Raw genomic sequence first — 25,191 nt, forward strand, 5'->3', positions numbered from 1 at the left:
TCAGGCAACCTTTTCCACTTCGACCAGCGTGTCGTAAAAGGTGGGCGCGCGACCCATGTCGGTCAGGCGCTGGCTGGTGACTTCATTCGCGTTCTTGCCGTCACTGGCGAGTTTCTTCCACCAGACGGACAAGCCGACCACCAGGCCGCGCCTCGCCTTGTCCGTCACCCTGGCCCTGGCAACAAAACTGCCGCGGTCGTTGAAGATGCGCACCATGTCGCCGGCCCCGATACCGCGCGCGGCGCTGTCATCCGGGTGGATATCGAGGTGCGGCTCGCCTTCGGCCGCGCGCAGGCTTTTCACGTTCACAAAAGTGGAATTGAGGAAGTTGCGCGCCGGCGGCGAAATCATGGCCAGCGGGAAACGCGCCGCCAGCGCGGGATTGCTGGCCTGCGATTCGTATGGCGCGATATAGGTCGGCAAGGGATCGAGCCCCGCCTGTGCCATGGCCTGCGAATACAACTCGCACTTGCCCGAAGGCGTGGGAAAGCCCCCGGCGGCGAACGGCGCCTCGGGCATGGCCAGCTTTTGCCACCCGCTCTGCTTCAACGATTCCCAGTCGAAATGCACGGCGCGCGCATCCGTGTTGTCGAATGCCTTGGCCGCCAGCGCATCGTCACTTTCCTGGAAGCAGGGATCGTCAAAGCCCATGTATTGGGCCAGCAGGCGGAAGATTTCCGTGTTCGCCTTCGCTTCGCCCAGCGGCGCCACGGCCGCATTGTTCGCCATCATGTACAGATGGCCGTAGGTGGCGTGCGCATCGATGTGTTCCAGCTGCGTGGTGGCGGGCAGCACGATGTCGGCGTAATCGACGGTATCGGTCTGGAAATGTTCGAGCACGACCGTAAACAGATCTTCGCGGGCAAAGCCCTGCGCCACCTTCGTGGAATCGGGCGCCACGGCCAGCGGATTCGAATTGTAGACGATCACGGCTTCCACTTGCGGGCCGAATTCGGGCGAGCTTTCTTTCAATAAATCGTCGCCGATGGTGCTCATGTTGATGGTGCGCGGCGTACCTTTCAGCAAGTCCGGACGCTGCAGGGCCTTGCGGTTGACGGGGAAGGAACCCGAGCTCGACAGCTGCATGCCGCCGGCAGGATGGCGCCAGGCGCCCGTCAATGCGGGCAGGCAGGCGATGTTGCGCACGGCCATGCCGCCGCCATGCACGCGCTGCACGCCATAGTTGGCGCGGATGGCCGCGCCTTCGCCGCTACGGCAGGCCCGGCCGTACAGGCGCGCCAGTTCCACCACTTCCGTGACCGTGATGCCGCAGACCTCGGCCACGCGCTCGGGCGGCCATTCCATGGCCCGCTGTTTCAGTTCAGCATAGCCTATCGTGTAGCGTTCGATATAGTCATGATCAAGCATATCTTCCACAATCAAGACATGCATCAAACCCAGCGCCAGGGCGGCATCGGTGCCAGGCAGCAAGGCGACGTGCTGGTGGCATTTCTCGGCCGTCAAGGAGCGGTAGGGGTCGATGGCGATCAGGGTGGCGCCATGGCGCTTGGCCTCTTGCGCGCGCATCCAGAAGTGCAGGTTCGAGGCGATGGGGTTGCCGCCCCAGATAATGATCAATTTCGCGTTCTGGAACTGTTCCAGGTCCGTGCCGATGCTGGCGCCCACCGTGTAGCGGTAACCGGTGGCGCCGGCCGACGCGCAAATGGTGCGGTCCAGCAAGGAAGCACCGAGTTGGTTGAAGAAGCGCGAGGACATCGACTCGCCCTGCACCAGGCCCATGGTGCCGCAGTAGCTGTACGGCAAGATCGCCTGCGGCTCGCGCGCGGCGATCGGTTTCAAGCGGGCGGCGATGGTCGTCAGCGCCTCGTCCCAGCTGATGGGCTCGAACTTGCCTTCCCCCTTGCTGCCCACGCGGCGCAGCGGCGTGAGCAGGCGGTCCGCATGGTAGGTGCGCTCCGTGAAACGCGACACCTTGGTGCACAGCACGCCAGCCGTGGTCGGGTGGTCAGGATCGCCCTTGACGGCGGTGGCCACGCCGTCGGTCACCGTGACCAGGAGGGCGCAGGTATCTGGGCAGTCGAGCGGGCAGGCGGCGCGCACTTGGGTGGTAGTCATGGGGCGATCCAAAAGCGTTGGGGGAAGGCGATACTGTAAACCATTCCGGACGCTTGCTGTTGGCGCCGTGGCAAGCCCGTCCGTGCGCTGGATTTACCCGGCAAACAAGGGCTACAATGCACTATTAGCCACGCATGTTTTTGATCAAACAGACGCGGTCCGGCACGCCATACATTGCTGCGTGCCAGCATCCACAGGAGAGTCCCATGAAACTAGTTGATCCGATCTTGGCGTTTCAATCCGAGCTGCAAGGTATCCGCCGCGACCTGCATGCGCACCCCGAGCTGTGCTACGAAGAACAGCGCACCTCGGACGTGGTCGCCGCCAAACTGACGGAATGGGGCATCCCCGTGGTACGCGGCCTGGGCCGCACTGGCGTGGTCGGCATCATCCAGAATGGCACGTCGAAACGCGCCATCGGCCTGCGCGCCGACATGGATGCCTTGCCGATGCAGGAAATGAATACCTTCGAGCATGCCTCGCGCCACCCGGGCAAGATGCACGCCTGCGGCCACGACGGCCACACGGCCATGCTGCTCGGTGCGGCCCATTACCTGGCGCAGCACCGCAACTTCGACGGTACCGTCTATCTGGTCTTCCAGCCGGCCGAGGAAGGCGGCGCCGGCGCGCGCGAAATGATAGCAGACGGCTTGTTTACCCGCTTTCCCATGGATGCCATCTACGGCATGCACAACTGGCCGGGCGCGCAAACGGGCACGCTGAGCGTGGTGGAGGGCCCGATGATGGCGTCGAGCAATGAATTCCACGTCACCGTCAAGGGCAAGGGTGCGCATGCGGCCCAGCCCCACAAGGGCATCGACCCCGTGATGGTGGCCGTGCAGATCGCGCAAAGCTGGCAAACCGTCATCACGCGCAACAAGAGCCCGCTCGACACGGCCGTGCTGTCGATCACGCAAATCCATGCGGGCAGCGCCACGAATGTGATTCCCGATGATGCCAGCCTGGTCGGCACCGTGCGCACCTTCACCACGCCCGTGCTGGACCTGATCGAAGAGCGCATGCGCGACATCGCCGTGCACACGGCGGCCGCCTTTGGCGCCGAGGTCGAGTTCCACTTCAAGCGCAACTATCCGCCGCTGGTCAACCATGCGAAGGAAACGGCGTTTGCCGTCGACGTGATGAAAAGCGTGGTGGGTGCGGACAAGGTCAACGCGAATGTCGAACCGACCATGGGCGCGGAAGATTTTGCCTTTTTCCTGCAAGAAAAAGCCGGCTGCTACATCTTCATCGGCAACGGCGACGGCGAGCACCGCGATGGCGGCCACGGCCTGGGACCGTGCGTCTTGCATAATGGCAGCTACGACTTCAACGACAATCTGCTGCCCATCGGCGCCAGTTTCTGGGTCAAGCTGGCCGAAGCGAGCCTGCCCGTCACTTGATTCAGCTCAACTTATCCGGGCCGTCACCGAGGCGCTGGCCCGGATTCAACGCTTCCAGGGCCAGCAAGGCCGCCGCATGGTCGGCCGTCGGGTACGTTTCGGCAAGGGTGTCATAGCGCTGCGTCACCAGCTGCGTCACCGGCAAGGTGAGGTGGGCCGCCTCGGCCGCCGCGAGGATGTTGTGCATATCCTTGATCTGGCTTTTCACCTGGCCACCGGCAACAAAATTGCGCTCCAACATGCGCTGGCCATGCACCTCCAGAATTCTGCTCTCGGCAAAACCGCCGCGTATCGCCGCGCGCACGGCCGCCGCATCGGCGCCAGCCGCCTGGGCCAGCAACAGTGCTTCGGCCACGATATTCAGGGTCGCACCGACGATCAGCTGATTGCACAGCTTGGCAACCTGGCCACTGCCGGCTGGCCCCACCAGGGTCGGTCGCCCCATGGCCGACAAAATCGCTTCGACACGCGCGTAATCGCCAGCGCTGGCGCCTGCCATGATGGCCAGGGTAGCCGCCTGTGCCCCGCCGACGCCACCCGACACGGGCGCATCAATAAAAGCATGGCCGCTTGCGTGCAAAGCGGCATGAAATTGCTGCGCTTCCGACTGCTGGGTGGAACTCATGTCGACCCAGATTGCCCCAGCAGACAGGGACGGCAGGGCCTCTTGCAGCACCTGCGCGACGACCGGCCCCGCTTCAAGCATGGAGATGATGAGCTGCGCCCCGCTGACCGCCTGGACCAGCGAGGCAACAGGATACGCCCCTGCAGCACTGAGCACTTGAGCCTTGCTGTGCGTGCGATTCCAAACTGTGACAGAATAACCAGCTTGCAGCAGGCGGCGGACCATCGGATCCCCCATCAGACCGATACCGAGAAATGCGATTTTTGTAGAGAATGTCAATTGAACCCCTGAAATCAACAAGTGGCGAGAGCGGCATGCAAAAAAGCTGCCTGCGCAGACAAGACAATAGCCTATCGGCCAATTTTACGATGAAAGCCTCTATGTTCTTCAAGAAGAATCTCCTCAAATCCATCGCCGCCGTTGCCGCGCTGATGGCCGCCAATGCCGGCTTTGCCGCCGACGACAAGCTGATCGACTCCGTCTACGGCGAGTATGCCAAGGGCGTGAAGGTACAAATGGTACGCGCCGGCGTAACCTCGAACTGGGATAAGGCCTGGTTCGTATCGAATGGCACGCAGCTGAGCGGTTACTGGGATGCCAGCATCGGCGGCTGGGATGGCAAGAGCTATCGCAACGTCCCTGGCCAGCATCAAAAACTGTGGGACCTGGGCTTTACTCCCGTCTTCCGCTTTGAAAACACGAATAAACTGGGCTTCTATGCAGAAGGCGGCATTGGCGTGCACATGCTGTCCAAGCTGTACGACAACGACGACAACCGCCTGTCGACCCACTTCCAGTTCGGCGACCATATCGGCATCGGCTATGTGTTCAATAACAAATGGGAAGTCGCTGCCAAGATCCAGCATTTCTCGAATGGCGGCTACAAGAAACCTAATAGCGGCGTCAATTACATGAACGTCAAAGTCGCTTATCACTTTTAATGCGTTTGATAAATGACAAAGGCAGCGCGTAGCGCTGCCTTTTTTTCGCCTGTTGCAAAGGCAGCGGATCAACAGCCGGGGTCTCTCGGCGCAGGTCAGGCGTAGGTCGGCTTAGCGCAGCGTAAGCCGACAGCAGCCACCGCCGCACCCCACAAAACCCCGGACGAAAAAAAACCCCACCGGAATCCGGCGGGGTTTTCTTCTACTGCGAATAACAAGCCTGACGATAACCTACTTTCACACTGGTTGCAGCACTATCATCGGCGCAAAGTTGTTTCACGGTCCTGTTCGGGATGGGAAGGGGTGGGACCAACTTGCTATGGTCATCAGGCATAACTTGTACTGACGCTTGTTCTCTATGGAGCAACAAGGCCATGAATCTGGAAGAAGCAAAGATTTTGGGTAATGAATGATAGTATCAACACACACGCAACGTTGTACCGTCTTATCCTCTGTACCTGCTAAGGTTATAGGGACAAGCCGTACGGGCAATTAGTACTGGTTAGCTTAATGCATTACTGCACTTCCACACCCAGCCTATCAACGTCCTGGTCTCGAACGACCCTTCAAAGAGCTCAAGGCTCTGGGAAATCTCATCTCAAGGCAAGTTTCCCGCTTAGATGCTTTCAGCGGTTATCTCTTCCGAACTTAGCTACCCGGCAATGCCACTGGCGTGACAACCGGTACACCAGAGGTTCGTCCACTCCGGTCCTCTCGTACTAGGAGCAGCCCCCTTCAAATTTCCAACGCCCACGGCAGATAGGGACCAAACTGTCTCACGACGTTTTAAACCCAGCTCACGTACCACTTTAAATGGCGAACAGCCATACCCTTGGGACCGGCTACAGCCCCAGGATGTGATGAGCCGACATCGAGGTGCCAAACTCCCCCGTCGATATGAACTCTTGGGAGGAATCAGCCTGTTATCCCCAGAGTACCTTTTATCCGTTGAGCGATGGCCCTTCCATACAGAACCACCGGATCACTATGTCCTACTTTCGTACCTGCTCGACTTGTCAGTCTCGCAGTTAAGCACGCTTATGCCATTGCACTATCAACACGATGTCCGACCGTATCTAGCGTACCTTCGAACTCCTCCGTTACACTTTAGGAGGAGACCGCCCCAGTCAAACTGCCTACCATGCACTGTCCCCGATCCGGATAACGGACCAAGGTTAGAACCTCAAACAAACCAGGGTGGTATTTCAAGGTTGGCTCCACGAGAACTAGCGTCCCCGCTTCAAAGCCTCCCACCTATCCTACACAGATTGGTTCAAAGTCCAATGCAAAGCTACAGTAAAGGTTCATGGGGTCTTTCCGTCTAGCCGCGGGTAGATTGCATCATCACAAACATTTCAACTTCGCTGAGTCTCGGGAGGAGACAGTGTGGCCATCGTTACGCCATTCGTGCAGGTCGGAACTTACCCGACAAGGAATTTCGCTACCTTAGGACCGTTATAGTTACGGCCGCCGTTTACTGGGACTTCAATCAAGAGCTTGCACCCCATCATTTAATCTTCCAGCACCGGGCAGGCGTCACACCCTATACGTCCACTTTCGTGTTTGCAGAGTGCTGTGTTTTTATTAAACAGTCGCAGCCACCAGTTTATTGCAACCCTTTCACCCTCATGGAGTAAACCAATCAAGCTACCGGGGCGTACCTTTTCCCGAAGTTACGGTACCAATTTGCCGAGTTCCTTCTCCCGAGTTCTCTCAAGCGCCTTAGAATACTCATCTCGCCCACCTGTGTCGGTTTGCGGTACGGTCTCGTATGACTGAAGCTTAGAGGCTTTTCTTGGAACCACTTCCGATTGCTTCGTGAACAAGTTCACTCGTCCCATCCCCTTGAATTCCGCGCCCGGATTTGCCTAAGCGCCTTCTATGAGACAGAAACTGACTATTCCAACAGTCAGACAACCTTCCGCGATCCGTCCCCCCATCGCATCATACGACGGTGCAGGAATATTAACCTGCTTCCCATCAGCTACGCATCTCTGCCTCGCCTTAGGGGCCGACTCACCCTGCTCCGATGAACGTTGAACAGGAAACCTTGGGCTTACGGCGTGGAGGCTTTTCACCCCCATTATCGCTACTCATGTCAGCATTCGCACTTCTGATACCTCCAGCATCCTTTACAAGACACCTTCGCAGGCTTACAGAACGCTCTCCTACCATATATATTGCTATATATCCGCAGCTTCGGTGACTGGCTTAGCCCCGTTACATCTTCCGCGCAGGACGACTCGATCAGTGAGCTATTACGCTTTCTTTAAATGATGGCTGCTTCTAAGCCAACATCCTGACTGTTTTAGCCTTCCCACTTCGTTTTCCACTTAGCCAATCTTTGGGACCTTAGCTGGCGGTCTGGGTTGTTTCCCTCTTGACGCCGGACGTTAGCACCCGACGTCTGTCTCCCAAGCTCGCACTCATCGGTATTCGGAGTTTGCAATGGTTTGGTAAGTCGCAATGACCCCCTAGCCATAACAGTGCTCTACCCCCGATGGTGATACTTGAGGCACTACCTAAATAGTTTTCGGAGAGAACCAGCTATTTCCAAGTTTGTTTAGCCTTTCACCCCTACCCACAGCTCATCCCCTAATTTTTCAACATTAGTGGGTTCGGACCTCCAGGGCGTGTTACCGCACCTTCATCCTGGCCATGAGTAGATCACTTGGTTTCGGGTCTACACCCAGCGACTGATCGCCCTATTCGGACTCGATTTCTCTACGGCTTCCCTATGCGGTTAACCTTGCCACTGAATGTAAGTCGCTGACCCATTATACAAAAGGTACGCAGTCACGGAACAAGTCCGCTCCTACTGTTTGTATGCACACGGTTTCAGGATCTATTTCACTCCCCTTCCGGGGTTCTTTTCGCCTTTCCCTCACGGTACTGGTTCACTATCGGTCGATTACGAGTATTTAGCCTTGGAGGATGGTCCCCCCATATTCAGACAGGATGTCACGTGTCCCGCCCTACTTGTCGTACGCTTAGTACCACCGGTCCGATTTCACATACGGGGCTATCACCCGCTATGGCTCCTATTTCCAGAGGATTCTGTTATCGGTCCGACTATCACGTACAGGCTCTTCCCATTTCGCTCGCCGCTACTTTGGGAATCTCGGTTGATTTCTTTTCCTGCAGCTACTTAGATGTTTCAGTTCGCCGCGTTCGCCTTGCATACCTATGTATTCAGTATGCAATACCCTAAAAGGGTGGGTTGCCCCATTCGGAAATCTGCGGATCAAAGTGTGTTTGCTCACTCCCCGCAGCTTATCGCAAGCTACTACGTCCTTCATCGCCTGTAATCGCCAAGGCATCCACCATGTGCACTTATTCGCTTGTCCCTATAACGTTAGCCTCTCATCATTTACATGATGAAAGAGCGCTACAGGGATAAGAAAGTACAACGTTGTTGCTTGTTTGTTGATACATACAATCATTACCCATCGATTTATGTTTTACGATAAACCGATCAATAAATAATCTTTACTTCTTCCAGATTGTTAAAGAACGAAACAGCTTTGATCGCTAAAAGATCAAATCTAAACCTGAGTCTATTTGACTGGCTTACATTTGCGCTTTCGGTAAAACGTGGTGGAGGATGACGGGATCGAACCGACGACCCCCTGCTTGCAAAGCAGGTGCTCTCCCAGCTGAGCTAATCCCCCTGAGATATTACTAATTAGCTGGTAGGGCTGGTTGGACTCGAACCAACGACCCCCGCGTTATCAACACGGTGCTCTAACCAGCTGAGCTACAGCCCCAACGCGGTGCTACTACGACTACTGTTTCTTCTCTTACTAACAGCCGATAAGTGTGAACATTTGAGGCGTGAAGCATTACTGCTTCGTGCAAACTCTAGAAAGGAGGTGATCCAGCCGCACCTTCCGATACGGCTACCTTGTTACGACTTCACCCCAGTCACGAATCCTACCGTGGTAAGCGCCCTCCTTACGGTTAAGCTACCTACTTCTGGTAAAACCCGCTCCCATGGTGTGACGGGCGGTGTGTACAAGACCCGGGAACGTATTCACCGCGACATGCTGATCCGCGATTACTAGCGATTCCAACTTCATGCAGTCGAGTTGCAGACTACAATCCGGACTACGATACACTTTCTGCGATTAGCTCCCCCTCGCGGGTTGGCGGCGCTCTGTATGTACCATTGTATGACGTGTGAAGCCCTACCCATAAGGGCCATGAGGACTTGACGTCATCCCCACCTTCCTCCGGTTTGTCACCGGCAGTCTCATTAGAGTGCCCTTTCGTAGCAACTAATGACAAGGGTTGCGCTCGTTGCGGGACTTAACCCAACATCTCACGACACGAGCTGACGACAGCCATGCAGCACCTGTGTACTGGTTCTCTTTCGAGCACTCCCCAATCTCTCGGGGATTCCAGCCATGTCAAGGGTAGGTAAGGTTTTTCGCGTTGCATCGAATTAATCCACATCATCCACCGCTTGTGCGGGTCCCCGTCAATTCCTTTGAGTTTTAATCTTGCGACCGTACTCCCCAGGCGGTCTACTTCACGCGTTAGCTGCGTTACCAAGTCAATTAAGACCCGACAACTAGTAGACATCGTTTAGGGCGTGGACTACCAGGGTATCTAATCCTGTTTGCTCCCCACGCTTTCGTGCATGAGCGTCAATCTTGACCCAGGGGGCTGCCTTCGCCATCGGTGTTCCTCCACATATCTACGCATTTCACTGCTACACGTGGAATTCTACCCCCCTCTGCCAGATTCTAGCCTTGCAGTCTCCAATGCAATTCCCAGGTTGAGCCCGGGGATTTCACATCAGACTTACAAAACCGCCTGCGCACGCTTTACGCCCAGTAATTCCGATTAACGCTTGCACCCTACGTATTACCGCGGCTGCTGGCACGTAGTTAGCCGGTGCTTATTCTTCAGGTACCGTCATTAGCAGGAGATATTAGCTCCCACCGTTTCTTCCCTGACAAAAGAGCTTTACAACCCGAAGGCCTTCTTCACTCACGCGGCATTGCTGGATCAGGCTTGCGCCCATTGTCCAAAATTCCCCACTGCTGCCTCCCGTAGGAGTCTGGACCGTGTCTCAGTTCCAGTGTGGCTGGTCGTCCTCTCAGACCAGCTACTGATCGATGCCTTGGTAGGCTTTTACCCTACCAACTAGCTAATCAGATATCGGCCGCTCCACGAGCATGAGGTCTTGCGATCCCCCACTTTCATCCTTAGATCGTATGCGGTATTAGCGTAACTTTCGCTACGTTATCCCCCACTCCAGGGTACGTTCCGATATATTACTCACCCGTTCGCCACTCGCCACCAGAGCAAGCTCCGTGCTGCCGTTCGACTTGCATGTGTAAGGCATGCCGCCAGCGTTCAATCTGAGCCAGGATCAAACTCTTCAGTTTAATCTCTGTTACTTTGCCCTTTTACAGGCACCGTCATTGCTGACGGGTCGCTCACTTCAAAAACAACTGACAGGCCACTACTTGCGTAGCGTCCTATTTCATTTATTTATTCGTGAACATTTGATATTTTAAGTTAGACGCCAATCCGAAGATCGGCGCTGCACTTGCATCAAATGCCCACACTTATCGACTGTTAATTGTTAAAGAACTGTATTCGGCTACTGCTTTCGCGCTATCGACAAAGCGTTGTGTTTGTCAGCTGCGAAGAAGGAAGAGTATGAAGCATTTCACTACATCCGTCAACTCCTTCTTTACTACTCATCGCCGTTTCCGGTGATCCTCAAGTTCCGCATTTGACTGCGTCTCATTGGGGAGGCGAACTATAGCAAAGCCGCCCGCAGGCGGCAAGCTTTATTTCAGCAATGCGGCAACCGCCATGCCGACATCGCTCGTGCTGGCGCCGCCGCCCATGTCCGGCGTACGCGGACCATGCTCGAGCACCTGCTCGATGGCGCGCAAAATCGCATCATGTGCGGCACGGTAATTGGCTGCGCCCTTGCCCAGGAAGTCGAGCATCATGGCCCCGGACCAGATCATGCCGATCGGATTGGCGATATTCTGGCCATAGATATCGGGCGCGGAGCCATGCACCGGCTCAAACACAGAGGGGAAAGTACGCTCCGGATTGATATTGGCCGACGGCGCAATGGCGATCGTGCCCGTACAGGCAGGCCCCAGGTCGGACAGGATGTCGCCAAACAGATTCGACGCCACCACGACATCGAAACGTTCCGGGCTGAGCACGAAGCGGGCCGCCAGGATGTCGATATGGTATTTGTCCCAGCGCACATCGGGGAAGCTCGGCCCCATCGCTTCGACCCGTTCGTCCCAGTATGGCATGCTGATGGCAATGCCATTCGACTTGGTCGCCGATGTCAGGTGTTTTTTAGGCCGGCTTTGCGCCAGCTCAAACGCATACTTCAGGATGCGGTCGACGCCCTGGCGCGTAAACACGGATTCCTGCAGCACCATTTCGCGCTCCGTGCCTTCGAACATGCGCCCTCCGACAGACGAATATTCGCCTTCCGTGTTTTCACGCACCACGTAAAAGTCGATATCGCCCGGCTTTTTATTCGCCAGCGGACATGGCACACCCGGCATCAGCCGTACCGGTCGCAAATTGACGTACTCATCGAACTCGCGCCGGAATTTCAACAAGGAACCCCACAGCGAGATATGGTCGGGGACCTTGTCTGGCCAACCCACCGCGCCAAAATAGATGGCGTCGAAGTCCTTGAGCTGGGCGAACCAGTCAGACGGCATCATTTGCCCATGCTTCAGGTAATAGTCGCAATTCGCCCATTCCATCGTCGTGAACTGCAAATCGATATTGAAACGGCGGGCGGCCGCGTCGACTACCCGCAAGCCTTCAGGCATGACTTCATTACCGATGCCGTCGCCAGCGATGACTGCAATTTGATGTACGCGCATGGGCATTCCTGTCATGGGGAGTACGATGCCGTCGGAGCATCGCGGCGACTCATATCTGGTGTGTCACGTCCGGATACAGGCGCGCCAAGGTATCGGAGGCGATAGCGGCAACAAGAGGCTGTACCCGCTCGGCAGCCTGTTGCGGCGCCTTCTCGCGGCGCACTTCTTTCCACAATTCAGCCAGGGCGCCATCATGGCGCGCCACTGCCTGTTCCACTTCATCCTGCCAGAAGGCCGGCGCTTCGCTTTCAACGAAGTTGCCGCGGCCCCGGCCAAAATGCGCGACCGCCAGGTAACGCAACACGCCCGCGACCACCAGGGTGCGCAGGAACGCATCGGTAAATTGCATGGTGGGATGATTGCGATCCGTGCCGGAATTGAATCCCCAGGCGGCGCCCGCAAAGGTCAGTGCTCCTACGACGCCACCGAGCAAGGCACCCGTGCCCAGGGTCAAGCCGCCGGAAATCAGGTCGGCCGACAATCCCGTTGCCGCGCCAGAAATCATGGCGCCCAGCAAACCAGCTTGCGCCTTGTCGATCGGCGCGCGCACGGCGAAGTTTTCCCGCACGCGCGCATTGATCTTGTGCGCATCGGTGGGGTCGAGTTTGTGCAATATCAAGAGTTCGCGCGTGGTCTCGCCGCTGCGCGCGTTCAGACGCGCAACCAGGCTGCCCATGGCCTTCTCCTGGCGTTGCTGCTCTTCATTCTTTCCGATGCCGACCACCTGCAAGGCTGATTTCAACAAGCCCTTGGAAACAGGCTCGATCGCTTCGCTATCCTGGGCAGCCACGGCCAGTTGCATGGCCAGCAGCTGCATCGCCTGCTGGAAACGCGCCGCATTCTGCGCTTGCCAGGCCGCAAAAAGACGCGCATAGCCCACCTGCTGCGACGGCGGCAGCAATTTGCCGACCGCTTCATAAAATACGCGTTCATGCACCCAGCAGCGGGCAAATGCATCGAGCGCCAGGACGTCGCGCACAATCGGATATTGTTGCAAATGTTCGCGCCAGCGCAGCTGCTCGCCCTGCTCCTGGCCGCCGGGACGCGGTGGCCCCATCTGGTTCAGCAAGACCACGACCGGCTTGCCCAGCCACTCGAGGATTTTCATTTCCGCCGGTAAATAACCGGCATCCTTGGGATTTTCCGACGAGTTCACCAGGTACAGCACCACGTCGGCTGCGTCCTTGGCCGTGCGCAACGCTTGCTGGCTGAGCCAGAACGGGCGGTCGCGATAGCGGTCCAGCACTTCGCGCAAGAACCAGCCGATGGGATTGCCCGACTGGCCCAGGCGCTTGAGCAGGCGCACGGAATCGCCAAAGCCGGGCGTATCCCACAGTTGCAAGGTATCGCCCTGTGGCGTGGCGAGCAAGGTATGCGATTCCGCAAACACCGTCACATGGGCGGCGTCGCGCACTTCGCCGATATCCACGCCCACGAGGGTGCGCGCCAGGGTCGTCTTGCCATTATTCGTATGCGAAATCAGCGCAAACTCGATGTGCACCGCATCGTCCTGGACCGCCTTGTTGATATTGACACTCATACATTCACACTCATACATTCACACTCATGCAGCGACCGATAATTTCAGCCCGACACCCGCGTCGAGCGGATGCAGGGAAGGATTGAGCAAATTGACCATGGTGGCCGTCGTCTTGTGGAATTGGCAGAATTGCTGCCACAGGGCAATGCGCTCCGCCAGGCGGGCGCCATGCTCCTGCTGCTCGCCCGCATGCTCGAGATAGCTGGACTCATCGATCAGCACGGCAATGCCGCGTGTCGATGACTGCACCAGGTAATCGAGGAAGGCACCGTGGTTTTCTTTCTCCGGCGTCGCCGTCAGGTTGAACAGGACGGCCGTGATATTGACTTGCGGATCGTTCAAGTCCGTGCCGCGCAACACTTCCTGCGGCTCCTCGCCATACGAAGTCGATGGCCGCAACATCATGCGGCCCTGCTCGCCGAACAGCATGAGGGCGAGTTGTCCCAGTCCCTTGTGGCGCGCCTCATCGACAGTAAAGCTGTATGGCAAGACGCGCAGCATGCCGCCCGTCGCCACGCCGATACTTTCGTTCAGTTTGCGGAAATACGGCTGATCGAGATCAAGCGGAAAGTGTGCCGCCAGGCGCGCGGCGCGCCAATTGCTGGCCAGCGCCAGGAGCAGGCGCGGCACGACCACCAGCAGGAAGATCGTGGCGGCATACAGATGCACCCAGCGCGCGCCGCCTTCCACGGTCGTGGTTTGCGGAAACCGCAGCGCCTCGATTTCCGCCAGCGAAAATCCTTGCAGATGGAACAAGGCCATCGCCGGCGCAAACAAGGTGGACAGCAAGCCGTGCACCTGGCTGGCACTCAAGAATGTGCTTTCCCAGCCAGCCGCGTATTGCGACAGGAAGCCGCGTGCATACAGGGAAGCGAGGGCGCCAAGGGCAAACATGGCCGCGCTCAAGTGTATCGTGCGCCCCAGGCGGGCGGCCGTCAGCTTGGCGCTCAGGTGTGCCCACTCCCCCATAAAACTGAGCAAGCCCGACGACAAGGCATGCGGCAGCTTGCGCGGCAAGGCCAGACGGCCGATGCTCAAATGACGTACCAGTCCCGCTTTCGGCCAGCCCAAGGGGTGCGAGGGAATGAACAGCCAGATGAACAAGCCCAGGTAGACCAGCACATTCCAGGCGATGATCAACAGCAAGGGTGCCGACAGCAGGTCAACCCTGTGCGGGTCCGTGATGCGATCGAGCCCGGCACCGAGCAGCAGGGCCAGCAGGGGCAAGGCCAAGGACAGGGTTTTCATGCCGTTGCGCCGCTTTGCAAATGCGGCAAAGGCTGGCGTGCGCTCGGTGATGCGCTTGAGGATCTGCTCGGAGCGTTGCTGCAGGAAGTCGTCGCTTGTCACCTCGGCCTGCTTGCCCGAAGCCTGCCATTGGGCAAGTTCGCGCGCGCTGCGGCTCGCATACATGCGGTCATCATCGCTGAGGACTTCTTTTTTCTGGTCGGCCGTCTCGATAGCACGGACCAACACCACATCTCTCGCAATCTGCTCGTTCATGTTGCTCCTGTTTTTGTATGAAACGACAACTCGACAGGCAGATTGTGACTTACTTTTCCATTTCAGGCCAACGCGTGATCCGCCTTGCAGCAGCCATACAGCAGATATACGAGGAATGTGGCGATCCAGGCCGACCACAAGGTATGGCTGAAAAATTGTGCGCCTTGCCATTGCTGCGACCATCCCGCCGCCAAACCGGCCAGCAACATGACGCTGCCGACCAACGCAGCCACGCGGGGCCGCCGGGGCAGCCAAAAGACGGCCAAGGCCAGCAGCCACCAGGCATGCGGTGCTTGCGTAGCCGGCAGACTAGCCATGGCCGTAACACTTGCCGGCGCCGTTTCCAGCAGACGCGTGTAGGGTAGCTGCCCGCCATAGCGCAGCAAATCCGCAGGGCCAATCACGCCACTGAAGAAAGACAGGAACTGCAGCGTTGCCGGTACGACAAGCGCGGACAATGCCAGGACGCGCACTGCCGTCCGGCACGGCGCCAGCCAGGCCAGTGGCCGCACGGCATCCCATATGGCGAAAAGAATGACGGTGGCGGCAAACAGGGCCAGCACGATCTGCACGATACCGTGGTTGAGACTGGGAGCGCCGGAAAATTGCATATGCACGCGGTCAAACATGCTGTCGGCGATTGCCAGGTCGATATTGCTGTAATTGCCGATCCAGATAATCAGTATCGCCGACAACATCAATACGCTATCGATACCCTTGGGTGTTTTAATGAGTTTAAGCTTGGCCAGCATGGATGCACACAGTCACTTGATGATATTGAAAGGACAGGCTGCAAGGCAGTTGCAGCCACGGAAGCCATCGTACAGGGTCAATATGAAGAGAACATGACGATGCCTGCACCGATATGGGCAGGACAAGACGGGCTCCAAGCGAGCACCTTACAAGCATTAGGATGAAATGGACGTCAGCCAGGCGTTAAGTTTTCGTTAAATTCACATTGAAAACTGTTAAATGCTAGACGAAGTCGATACGCATGGCCGTGCCGCCACCGGGGCGTACGGCGTATGTCAAGGTGGCCCCCAGATATGCACAAATGCGCTGGACCAATCCCAGGCCCAGGCCCGTGCCGGAGGATCCGGCCAGGCCGGCCGGTATCGGCAGATGCTGCAGACGGGCACGTGCCGCCTCGGGCAAGCCTGGGCCCGTGTCTTCCACGCTCAGCGCACGGCCCGCGAGGCGCACGATCACTTCGCCTTGCAAGGTATATTGGCAGGCATTGCGCACCAGGTTACCAATGACAGCCGTCAATAATTCACGTGGCGCCTCGATCAGGAAATCCTCCCCTTCCACAAAGCGCAGCGTGAGTGGCTTTCCTGCAGTATACGATTGATAACGCTGGCATTCCTGCCTGGCCAACTCAGCGGCAGAGAGCGATGCACACGTCAATAGTTCCGGCGCGCGCGCCAGGCGCAGCAAGACTGTCACGGAGTCCGTCGCTTCGCGCGCGGCCCGGAAAATGCGCGCCGAAGCAGCATGGATGACGGGATCGCGGCTGCCTTGATCCATCAAGATTTCCGCCGCTCCCGTAATGACCGTCAGCGGCGTGCGCAGTTCATGGCTCACGTCGCCAGTAAAGAAGCGCTCACGGTCCAGAACTTCCGTCAACTCCGCCGTACGCGCGGCAAAAGCGCGCGCCAGGATCCCCAGCTCATCCCGGCTATCCAGCAATGGCAATGTTGCCTGGCCTGCATTGACGGCTTGCGTCAATGCCATGATGGGCGCCACCAGCCGGTTGGCGATAAAGGCGCCCAGCAGCGAAGCGCAAATCAGGAAACCGACAAAGCCCAGCGCGAACATGCTATAGACCACCAGTTCGATTTTCTCGTACTCGGTCGCATGATCGATCACGACGAAATCGCCATGCACATCGCGGCCGGCCAGCACGTGCAAATCCACGCCATCGACCGTTTTCTCATGCATGCCGGCGGCAAGCCCGCGCAGCGGCGCCGGAGTATCGTCATCATGATGAAAACTCAGGCCGGCCGGCATCTCGACGGACAAACCGCCGGCATGCCGCGGCGATGCCCAGGCCGCCACTTCTTTCAGGCGCTCGTCGACCAGGCGCACTTCGATACCTTCGACGGCGATGGCGGCGATGATGGCAAAAAAGACGCTCGCCAATGCGGCAAACAGTAAATACGCGACGATGATGCGGCGCTTGAGCGATTTAAAGGGAGGCATCGGCAGCCAGCAGTTTATAGCCGATACCGGGTATCGTGCGCAGCATGGGAAATGCATACGGTTTATCAAGTACTTGTCGTAGCGCATGGATATGCGTGCGCAAGGCATCGCTGTCGGGACGGTCATCGCCCCAGACTTCATGCTCAAGCATATCGCGCGGCACCAGCTTGGGCGCCTCACTCATCAGGCATTTCAGGATAATGTAACCGGTCTTGGTCAAGATCAAGGGAATGCCGGCACGGTGGGCTTCGAATTTTTCTATATCGAAACATAACTCCCCCACCGTAAGTACGGCTGCGGTCGTCGTTTGGCCCCGCGCGCGCCGCAGCAAGGCTTTCAGCCGTACTTCAAGTTCCAGCAGGGAAAAGGGTTTCACCAGATAATCGTCAGCGCCGCTGTCGAAGCCGGCGACCTTGTCTTGCAAGGTATCGCGTGCCGTCAACATCAGTACGGGCGTGGCATTGCGCAATTCGCCGCGTAACTTCTGGCATAACTCGAGACCGGTCAAGCCCGGCAGCATGACATCGAGCACGATGACATCATATTCATGCTGGGCGGCCAGGGCCAGGCCCGCATAACCATTCACGGCCGAATCGAGCACATGCCCCTTCGGCTCCAGATAGGCATACAGATTGGCCAGGATGTCGGGATTATCTTCAATGATCAGGATACGCATACGATATTGTATGCCCTCCGGGTCAGCCAGGTCGGATTGGCGCGCAGGCCGGCGTAGGTCGGCTTAGCGCAGCGTAAGCCGACACCACCCGCCGCGCCCGACAAAACCCCGGACGAAAAAAAACCCCACCGGAATCCGGCGGGGTTTTCTTCTACTACGAATAACAAGCCTGACGATAACCTACTTTCACACTGGTTGCAGCACTATCATCGGCGCAAAGTTGTTTCACGGTCCTGTTCGGGATGGGAAGGGGTGGGACCAACTTGCTATGGTCATCAGGCATAACTTGTACCGGCGCTTGTCTCCTGTGGGACGACAAGGCCATGAATCTGGAAGAAGCAAAGATCAAGGGTAATGAATTGGTGTATCAACACACACGCAACGTTGTACCGTCTTATCCTCTGTACCTGCTAAGGTTATAGGGACAAGCCGTACGGGCAATTAGTACTGGTTAGCTTAATGCATTACTGCACTTCCACACCCAGCCTATCAACGTCCTGGTCTCGAACGACCCTTCAAAGAGCTCAAGGCTCTGGGAAATCTCATCTCAAGGCAAGTTTCCCGCTTAGATGCTTTCAGCGGTTATCTCTTCCGAACTTAGCTACCCGGCAATGCCACTGGCGTGACAACCGGTACACCAGAGGTTCGTCCACTCCGGTCCTCTCGTACTAGGAGCAGCCCCCTTCAAATTTCCAACGCCCACGGCAGATAGGGACCAAACTGTCTCACGACGTTTTAAACCCAGCTCACGTACCACTTTAAATGGCGAACAGCCATACCCTTGGGACCGGCTACAGCCCCAGGATGTGATGAGCCGACATCGAGGTGCCAAACTCCCCCGTCGATATGAACTCTTGGGAGGAATCAGCCTGTTATCCCCAGAGTACCTTTTATCCGTTGAGCGATGGCCCTTCCATACAGAACCACCGGATCACTATGTCCTACTTTCGTACCTGCTCGACTTGTCAGTCTCGCAGTTAAGCACGCTTATGCCATTGCACTATCAACACGATGTCCGACCGTATCTAGCGTACCTTCGAACTCCTCCGTTACACTTTAGGAGGAGACCGCCCCAGTCAAACTGCCTACCATGCACTGTCCCCGATCCGGATAACGGACCAAGGTTAGAACCTCAAACAAACCAGGGTGGTATTTCAAGGTTGGCTCCACGAGAACTAGCGTCCCCGCTTCAAAGCCTCCCACCTATCCTACACAGATTGGTTCAAAGTCCAATGCAAAGCTACAGTAAAGGTTCATGGGGTCTTTCCGTCTAGCCGCGGGTAGATTGCATCATCACAAACATTTCAACTTCGCTGAGTCTCGGGAGGAGACAGTGTGGCCATCGTTACGCCATTCGTGCAGGTCGGAACTTACCCGACAAGGAATTTCGCTACCTTAGGACCGTTATAGTTACGGCCGCCGTTTACTGGGACTTCAATCAAGAGCTTGCACCCCATCATTTAATCTTCCAGCACCGGGCAGGCGTCACACCCTATACGTCCACTTTCGTGTTTGCAGAGTGCTGTGTTTTTATTAAACAGTCGCAGCCACCAGTTTATTGCAACCCTTTCACCCTCATGGAGTAAACCAATCAAGCTACCGGGGCGTACCTTTTCCCGAAGTTACGGTACCAATTTGCCGAGTTCCTTCTCCCGAGTTCTCTCAAGCGCCTTAGAATACTCATCTCGCCCACCTGTGTCGGTTTGCGGTACGGTCTCGTATGACTGAAGCTTAGAGGCTTTTCTTGGAACCACTTCCGATTGCTTCGTGAACAAGTTCACTCGTCCCATCCCCTTGAATTCCGCGCCCGGATTTGCCTAAGCGCCTTCTATGAGACAGAAACTGACTATTCCAACAGTCAGACAACCTTCCGCGATCCGTCCCCCCATCGCATCATACGACGGTGCAGGAATATTAACCTGCTTCCCATCAGCTACGCATCTCTGCCTCGCCTTAGGGGCCGACTCACCCTGCTCCGATGAACGTTGAACAGGAAACCTTGGGCTTACGGCGTGGAGGCTTTTCACCCCCATTATCGCTACTCATGTCAGCATTCGCACTTCTGATACCTCCAGCATCCTTTACAAGACACCTTCGCAGGCTTACAGAACGCTCTCCTACCATATATATTGCTATATATCCGCAGCTTCGGTGACTGGCTTAGCCCCGTTACATCTTCCGCGCAGGACGACTCGATCAGTGAGCTATTACGCTTTCTTTAAATGATGGCTGCTTCTAAGCCAACATCCTGACTGTTTTAGCCTTCCCACTTCGTTTTCCACTTAGCCAATCTTTGGGACCTTAGCTGGCGGTCTGGGTTGTTTCCCTCTTGACGCCGGACGTTAGCACCCGACGTCTGTCTCCCAAGCTCGCACTCATCGGTATTCGGAGTTTGCAATGGTTTGGTAAGTCGCAATGACCCCCTAGCCATAACAGTGCTCTACCCCCGATGGTGATACTTGAGGCACTACCTAAATAGTTTTCGGAGAGAACCAGCTATTTCCAAGTTTGTTTAGCCTTTCACCCCTACCCACAGCTCATCCCCTAATTTTTCAACATTAGTGGGTTCGGACCTCCAGGGCGTGTTACCGCACCTTCATCCTGGCCATGAGTAGATCACTTGGTTTCGGGTCTACACCCAGCGACTGATCGCCCTATTCGGACTCGATTTCTCTACGGCTTCCCTATGCGGTTAACCTTGCCACTGAATGTAAGTCGCTGACCCATTATACAAAAGGTACGCAGTCACGGAACAAGTCCGCTCCTACTGTTTGTATGCACACGGTTTCAGGATCTATTTCACTCCCCTTCCGGGGTTCTTTTCGCCTTTCCCTCACGGTACTGGTTCACTATCGGTCGATTACGAGTATTTAGCCTTGGAGGATGGTCCCCCCATATTCAGACAGGATGTCACGTGTCCCGCCCTACTTGTCGTACGCTTAGTACCACCGGTCCGATTTCACATACGGGGCTATCACCCGCTATGGCTCCTATTTCCAGAGGATTCTGTTATCGGTCCGACTATCACGTACAGGCTCTTCCCATTTCGCTCGCCGCTACTTTGGGAATCTCGGTTGATTTCTTTTCCTGCAGCTACTTAGATGTTTCAGTTCGCCGCGTTCGCCTTGCATACCTATGTATTCAGTATGCAATACCCTAAAAGGGTGGGTTGCCCCATTCGGAAATCTGCGGATCAAAGTGTGTTTGCTCACTCCCCGCAGCTTATCGCAAGCTACTACGTCCTTCATCGCCTGTAATCGCCAAGGCATCCACCATGTGCACTTATTCGCTTGTCCCTATAACGTTAGCCTCTTCATTCTTTCAAACGAAAAGAGCGCTACAGGGATAAGAAAGTACAACATTGTTGCTTGTTTGTTGATACATACAATCATTACCCATCGATTTATGTTTTACGATAAACCGATCAATAAATAATCTTTACTTCTTCCAGATTGTTAAAGAACGAAACAGCTTTGATCGCTAAAAGATCAAACCTAAATTCAATCACCATTGTGATTAACTTACGTTTGCACTTTCAAAGTATTGGTGGAGGATGACGGGATCGAACCGACGACCCCCTGCTTGCAAAGCAGGTGCTCTCCCAGCTGAGCTAATCCCCCGGGAATTTACGACTCGGGTCTTACTGGTAGGGCTGGTTGGACTCGAACCAACGACCCCCGCGTTATCAACACGGTGCTCTAACCAGCTGAGCTACAGCCCCAACGCGGTGCTACTACGACTACTGTTTCTTCTTAATTAAACAGCCGATAAGTGTGAACATTTGAGGCGTGAACCGTTACCGGTTCGTGCAAACTCTAGAAAGGAGGTGATCCAGCCGCACCTTCCGATACGGCTACCTTGTTACGACTTCACCCCAGTCACGAATCCTACCGTGGTAAGCGCCCTCCTTGCGGTTAAGCTACCTACTTCTGGTAAAACCCGCTCCCATGGTGTGACGGGCGGTGTGTACAAGACCCGGGAACGTATTCACCGCGACATGCTGATCCGCGATTACTAGCGATTCCAACTTCATGCAGTCGAGTTGCAGACTACAATCCGGACTACGATACACTTTCTGCGATTAGCTCCCCCTCGCGGGTTGGCGGCGCTCTGTATGTACCATTGTATGACGTGTGAAGCCCTACCCATAAGGGCCATGAGGACTTGACGTCATCCCCACCTTCCTCCGGTTTGTCACCGGCAGTCTCATTAGAGTGCCCTTTCGTAGCAACTAATGACAAGGGTTGCGCTCGTTGCGGGACTTAACCCAACATCTCACGACACGAGCTGACGACAGCCATGCAGCACCTGTGTACTGGTTCTCTTTCGAGCACTCCCCAATCTCTCGGGGATTCCAGCCATGTCAAGGGTAGGTAAGGTTTTTCGCGTTGCATCGAATTAATCCACATCATCCACCGCTTGTGCGGGTCCCCGTCAATTCCTTTGAGTTTTAATCTTGCGACCGTACTCCCCAGGCGGTCTACTTCACGCGTTAGCTGCGTTACCAAGTCAATTAAGACCCGACAACTAGTAGACATCGTTTAGGGCGTGGACTACCAGGGTATCTAATCCTGTTTGCTCCCCACGCTTTCGTGCATGAGCGTCAATCTTGACCCAGGGGGCTGCCTTCGCCATCGGTGTTCCTCCACATATCTACGCATTTCACTGCTACACGTGGAATTCTACCCCCCTCTGCCAGATTCTAGCCTTGCAGTCTCCAATGCAATTCCCAGGTTGAGCCCGGGGATTTCACATCAGACTTACAAAACCGCCTGCGCACGCTTTACGCCCAGTAATTCCGATTAACGCTTGCACCCTACGTATTACCGCGGCTGCTGGCACGTAGTTAGCCGGTGCTTATTCTTCAGGTACCGTCATTAGCAAGAGATATTAGCTCCCACCGTTTCTTCCCTGACAAAAGAGCTTTACAACCCGAAGGCCTTCTTCACTCACGCGGCATTGCTGGATCAGGCTTGCGCCCATTGTCCAAAATTCCCCACTGCTGCCTCCCGTAGGAGTCTGGACCGTGTCTCAGTTCCAGTGTGGCTGGTCGTCCTCTCAGACCAGCTACTGATCGATGCCTTGGTAGGCTTTTACCCTACCAACTAGCTAATCAGATATCGGCCGCTCCACGAGCATGAGGTCTTGCGATCCCCCACTTTCATCCTTAGATCGTATGCGGTATTAGCGTAACTTTCGCTACGTTATCCCCCACTCTAGGGTACGTTCCGATATATTACTCACCCGTTCGCCACTCGCCACCAGAGCAAGCTCCGTGCTGCCGTTCGACTTGCATGTGTAAGGCATGCCGCCAGCGTTCAATCTGAGCCAGGATCAAACTCTTCAGTTTAATCTCTGTTACTTTGCCATTTTATTGGCACCGTCATTGCTGACGGGTCGCTCACTCAAAAAACTGACAGGCTACTTCCGAAGAAGTATCCTATTTCATTATTTCTTGTGAACATTTGATATTTTAAGTATTACAGCAATCCGAAGATCGCTGCTGCACTTGCATCAAATGTCCACACTTATCGACTGTTAATTGTTAAAGAACTGTATTCGGTTACTGCTTTCGCGCTATCGACAAAGCGTTGTGTTTGTCAGCTGCGAAGAAGGAAGAGTATGAAGCATTTCACTACATCCGTCAACTCCTTCTTTTTACTACTCATCGCCGTTTCCGGTGATCCTCAAGTGCCGCATTTGACTGCGTTTCATTGGGGAGGCGAACTATAGCCAAATTCGTGCTACTAAGCAAGCTTTATCCCGATAAATCGTCGTGTGCAGCGTAAAATGGCTGTTTTCCCCGAATCGCCCCCATCATGACCATCCTGCTCTCCACCCTGAACGCCCGCTATACCCACGCTTCCCTGGGCTTGCGCTATCTGCTGGCCAATATGGGGCCGCTGCAGGCGCAGACGCGGCTGCAGGAATTCGTCATCGGCACCAAGACCACGGAACTGGTCGAGCGCATCCTCGTCAACAAGCCCCGTATCATCGGTTTTGGCGTATACATATGGAACGTCGAGGAAACGACGAAACTGGTGGCCATGCTCAAGCGCGTGGCGCCCGAGGTCATCATCGTGCTGGGCGGGCCGGAAGTGTCGCATGAGGCGGGCGAGCAGGAAATCGTCAGGCTGGCCGACTACCTGATCACGGGCTGGGGCGACGTCACCTTCCCCAAGCTGTGCGGCGAAATCCTCAACGGCCCGAAGCCGCTGATGAAGATCCACGCGGGCGTGCAGGCGCCGCTGGCGGAACTGCAGCTGCCCTACTCCTTGTATACAGACGACGATATCCGCCACCGCACGATTTACGTGGAAGCGTCGCGCGGCTGTCCGTTCAAGTGCGAATTTTGCCTGTCGGCGCTGGACAAGACAGCCTGGCCCTTTGCCCTGGAGAACTTCCTGGCCGAGATGGAATCCCTGCATGCGCGCGGCGCGCGCCTGTTCAAGTTCGTCGACCGCACCTTCAACCTGAACATCAAGACCAGCCTGAAGATCATGCAGTTCTTTTTAGATAAGATCGAAGCCAATCCGGACGACCCCATCTATGCCCACTTCGAACTGGTGCCCGACCACCTGCCCGATGCCCTCAAAGAAGGCATCAGCAAGTTCCCGCCCGGCGCGCTGCAATTCGAGATCGGCATCCAGAGTTTCAATCCCGACGTGCAATCGCTGGTCAGCCGCAAGCAGGATAATCAAAAGGCGGCCGATAACATCCGCTGGCTGTGCGAAGAATCCAACGCCCACTTGCACGTGGACTTGATCGCCGGCTTGCCGGGCGAGGATGAAGCGAGCTTTGCAGCCGGTTTCAACAAGCTGGTGGCCCTGAAACCGCATGAAATCCAGTTCGGCATCTTGAAGCGGCTGCGCGGCACACCCATCATCCGCCACACGGAAAACTTTGGCATGGTGTTCGACCCGCACCCGCCGTACACCATCCTGGCCAATAAGCAGCTCGATTTCATGAGCATGCAGCGCCTCGTGCGCTTCGCCCGCTACTGGGACCTGGTGGCCAACTCGGGCCGCTTCGCCAATACGGTGCAATGGATGCTCGGTGACGCGCCGTTTGAAAACTTCATGGACTTTTCGAACTGGCTGTACGCCCACACGGACGCCACCCACCGCATCGCCATGGAACGCCTGGCCAAGCTGGTGGCGCAATGGCTGCAGACGCGCGGCATGAGCGCGCTCGAGGCCAACGCCCTCGTGGCCAGCGACTATGCGGGCGGCGCGCAGGCGGCCGCGCAGGCCAAACCGGCCGAAACAAGCAAGGTGCGCCCGGACATCGCCCTGCCGCAGCGGCAGGCGCGCCACCTGGCGTCCTGAGGGGGCGGCGATT

11 protein-coding genes, 4 tRNA genes and 6 rRNA genes are annotated in these 25,191 nt (G+C 56.3%); 3 read left to right on the top strand and 18 right to left on the bottom strand.

Features of this window, described 5'->3' with window-relative positions; translation table 11 throughout:
• Positions 1 to 2,076, bottom strand: coding sequence for a molybdopterin-containing oxidoreductase family protein (locus AC3RCJ_RS28105; protein ID WP_492957526.1), 2,076 nt, complete (start codon positions 2,074 to 2,076; stop codon positions 1 to 3).
• A gap of 206 nt (positions 2,077 to 2,282) precedes the next feature.
• On the opposite strand from AC3RCJ_RS28105, the gene AC3RCJ_RS28110 reads away from it, so the two are divergent.
• On the top strand, positions 2,283 to 3,476 hold the full coding sequence (locus AC3RCJ_RS28110; protein ID WP_492957528.1) for a M20 aminoacylase family protein: 1,194 nt from the start codon (positions 2,283 to 2,285) through the stop codon (positions 3,474 to 3,476).
• Position 3,477: 1 nt separating this feature from the next.
• Here the strand turns inward: AC3RCJ_RS28110 and AC3RCJ_RS28115 are convergent, their stop codons facing one another.
• On the bottom strand, positions 3,478 to 4,380 hold the full coding sequence (locus tag AC3RCJ_RS28115; RefSeq protein WP_492957544.1) for an NAD(P)-dependent oxidoreductase: 903 nt from the start codon (positions 4,378 to 4,380) through the stop codon (positions 3,478 to 3,480).
• An 89-nt stretch (positions 4,381 to 4,469) separates the two neighbouring features.
• Here AC3RCJ_RS28115 and AC3RCJ_RS28120 point away from each other — a divergent pair, with 89 nt between their 5' ends.
• Positions 4,470 to 5,042: an acyloxyacyl hydrolase gene (locus AC3RCJ_RS28120; protein WP_492957530.1), complete on the top strand. Its 573-nt coding sequence runs from the start codon at positions 4,470 to 4,472 to the stop codon at positions 5,040 to 5,042.
• A gap of 218 nt (positions 5,043 to 5,260) precedes the next feature.
• Here the strand turns inward: AC3RCJ_RS28120 and rrf (AC3RCJ_RS28125) are convergent.
• The 16 genes from rrf (AC3RCJ_RS28125) to AC3RCJ_RS28200 form a co-directional block, all read right to left on the bottom strand.
• Positions 5,261 to 5,373: ribosomal RNA gene (gene rrf, locus AC3RCJ_RS28125) — 5S ribosomal RNA — on the bottom strand.
• A 140-nt stretch (positions 5,374 to 5,513) separates the two neighbouring features.
• Positions 5,514 to 8,389 (bottom strand): 23S ribosomal RNA (locus AC3RCJ_RS28130).
• A 248-nt stretch (positions 8,390 to 8,637) separates the two neighbouring features.
• A tRNA-Ala gene (locus AC3RCJ_RS28135) sits at positions 8,638 to 8,713 on the bottom strand.
• Between the two features lie 19 nt (positions 8,714 to 8,732).
• A tRNA-Ile gene (locus AC3RCJ_RS28140) sits at positions 8,733 to 8,809 on the bottom strand.
• Between the two features lie 98 nt (positions 8,810 to 8,907).
• Positions 8,908 to 10,438, bottom strand: a 16S ribosomal RNA gene (locus AC3RCJ_RS28145).
• The 16S, 23S and 5S rRNA genes sit together here with 2 tRNA genes alongside, the layout of an rRNA operon.
• Before the next feature lie 411 nt (positions 10,439 to 10,849).
• On the bottom strand, positions 10,850 to 11,929 hold the full coding sequence (locus AC3RCJ_RS28150) for a tartrate dehydrogenase (RefSeq protein WP_492965115.1): 1,080 nt from the start codon (positions 11,927 to 11,929) through the stop codon (positions 10,850 to 10,852).
• 49 nt (positions 11,930 to 11,978) lie between these two features.
• Positions 11,979 to 13,469: a DUF3482 domain-containing protein gene (locus AC3RCJ_RS28155; RefSeq protein WP_492965114.1), complete on the bottom strand. Its 1,491-nt coding sequence runs from the start codon at positions 13,467 to 13,469 to the stop codon at positions 11,979 to 11,981.
• A 24-nt stretch (positions 13,470 to 13,493) separates the two neighbouring features.
• Positions 13,494 to 14,972, bottom strand: a complete 1,479-nt coding sequence (locus AC3RCJ_RS28160) for a DUF2868 domain-containing protein (RefSeq protein ID WP_492965113.1) — start codon at positions 14,970 to 14,972, stop codon at positions 13,494 to 13,496.
• A gap of 62 nt (positions 14,973 to 15,034) precedes the next feature.
• Positions 15,035 to 15,724 carry a phosphatase PAP2 family protein gene (locus AC3RCJ_RS28165; RefSeq protein WP_492965112.1) on the bottom strand — a complete coding sequence of 230 codons (690 nt, stop codon included), beginning with the start codon at positions 15,722 to 15,724 and terminating at the stop codon, positions 15,035 to 15,037.
• A 223-nt stretch (positions 15,725 to 15,947) separates the two neighbouring features.
• Complete coding sequence (locus tag AC3RCJ_RS28170) at positions 15,948 to 17,261, bottom strand: sensor histidine kinase (protein ID WP_492965814.1); 1,314 nt, start codon at positions 17,259 to 17,261, stop codon at positions 15,948 to 15,950.
• Positions 17,161 to 17,850 (bottom strand): response regulator transcription factor, encoded by a 690-nt coding sequence (locus AC3RCJ_RS28175; protein WP_492965111.1) that lies wholly within the window; start codon positions 17,848 to 17,850, stop codon positions 17,161 to 17,163. Before AC3RCJ_RS28175 ends, AC3RCJ_RS28170 begins: the two co-directional genes overlap by 101 nt.
• A 167-nt stretch (positions 17,851 to 18,017) precedes the next feature.
• A 5S ribosomal RNA gene (gene rrf / locus AC3RCJ_RS28180) occupies positions 18,018 to 18,130 on the bottom strand.
• Positions 18,131 to 18,270: 140 nt separating this feature from the next.
• Positions 18,271 to 21,146: ribosomal RNA gene (locus tag AC3RCJ_RS28185) — 23S ribosomal RNA — on the bottom strand.
• 248 nt (positions 21,147 to 21,394) lie between these two features.
• Positions 21,395 to 21,470 (bottom strand) — tRNA-Ala (locus AC3RCJ_RS28190).
• Positions 21,471 to 21,494: 24 nt separating this feature from the next.
• Positions 21,495 to 21,571 (bottom strand) — tRNA-Ile (locus AC3RCJ_RS28195).
• 98 nt (positions 21,572 to 21,669) lie between these two features.
• A 16S ribosomal RNA gene (locus AC3RCJ_RS28200) occupies positions 21,670 to 23,200 on the bottom strand.
• A 469-nt stretch (positions 23,201 to 23,669) separates the two neighbouring features.
• On the opposite strand from AC3RCJ_RS28200, the gene AC3RCJ_RS28205 reads away from it, so the two are divergent.
• Positions 23,670 to 25,178: a B12-binding domain-containing radical SAM protein gene (locus AC3RCJ_RS28205; protein WP_492961160.1), complete on the top strand. Its 1,509-nt coding sequence runs from the start codon at positions 23,670 to 23,672 to the stop codon at positions 25,176 to 25,178.
• Positions 25,179 to 25,191: the final 13 nt, after the last annotated feature.

It is taken from the genome of Janthinobacterium sp. GW822-FHT07H11 (assembly GCF_058798615.1).

Coding starts and splice junctions, on each gene's coding strand:
- AC3RCJ_RS28105 (WP_492957526.1), bottom strand. CDS start 2,076: ATGACTACCACCCAAGTGCGCGCCGCCTGCCCGCTCGACTGCCCAGAT.
- AC3RCJ_RS28110 (WP_492957528.1), top strand. CDS start 2,283: ATGAAACTAGTTGATCCGATCTTGGCGTTTCAATCCGAGCTGCAAGGT.
- AC3RCJ_RS28120 (WP_492957530.1), top strand. CDS start 4,470: ATGAAAGCCTCTATGTTCTTCAAGAAGAATCTCCTCAAATCCATCGCC.
- AC3RCJ_RS28150 (WP_492965115.1), bottom strand. CDS start 11,929: ATGCGCGTACATCAAATTGCAGTCATCGCTGGCGACGGCATCGGTAAT.
- AC3RCJ_RS28155 (WP_492965114.1), bottom strand. CDS start 13,469: ATGAGTGTCAATATCAACAAGGCGGTCCAGGACGATGCGGTGCACATC.
- AC3RCJ_RS28160 (WP_492965113.1), bottom strand. CDS start 14,972: ATGAACGAGCAGATTGCGAGAGATGTGGTGTTGGTCCGTGCTATCGAG.
- AC3RCJ_RS28165 (WP_492965112.1), bottom strand. CDS start 15,724: ATGCTGGCCAAGCTTAAACTCATTAAAACACCCAAGGGTATCGATAGC.
- AC3RCJ_RS28170 (WP_492965814.1), bottom strand. CDS start 17,261: ATGCGCTACGACAAGTACTTGATAAACCGTATGCATTTCCCATGCTGC.
- AC3RCJ_RS28175 (WP_492965111.1), bottom strand. CDS start 17,850: ATGCGTATCCTGATCATTGAAGATAATCCCGACATCCTGGCCAATCTG.
- AC3RCJ_RS28205 (WP_492961160.1), top strand. CDS start 23,670: ATGACCATCCTGCTCTCCACCCTGAACGCCCGCTATACCCACGCTTCC.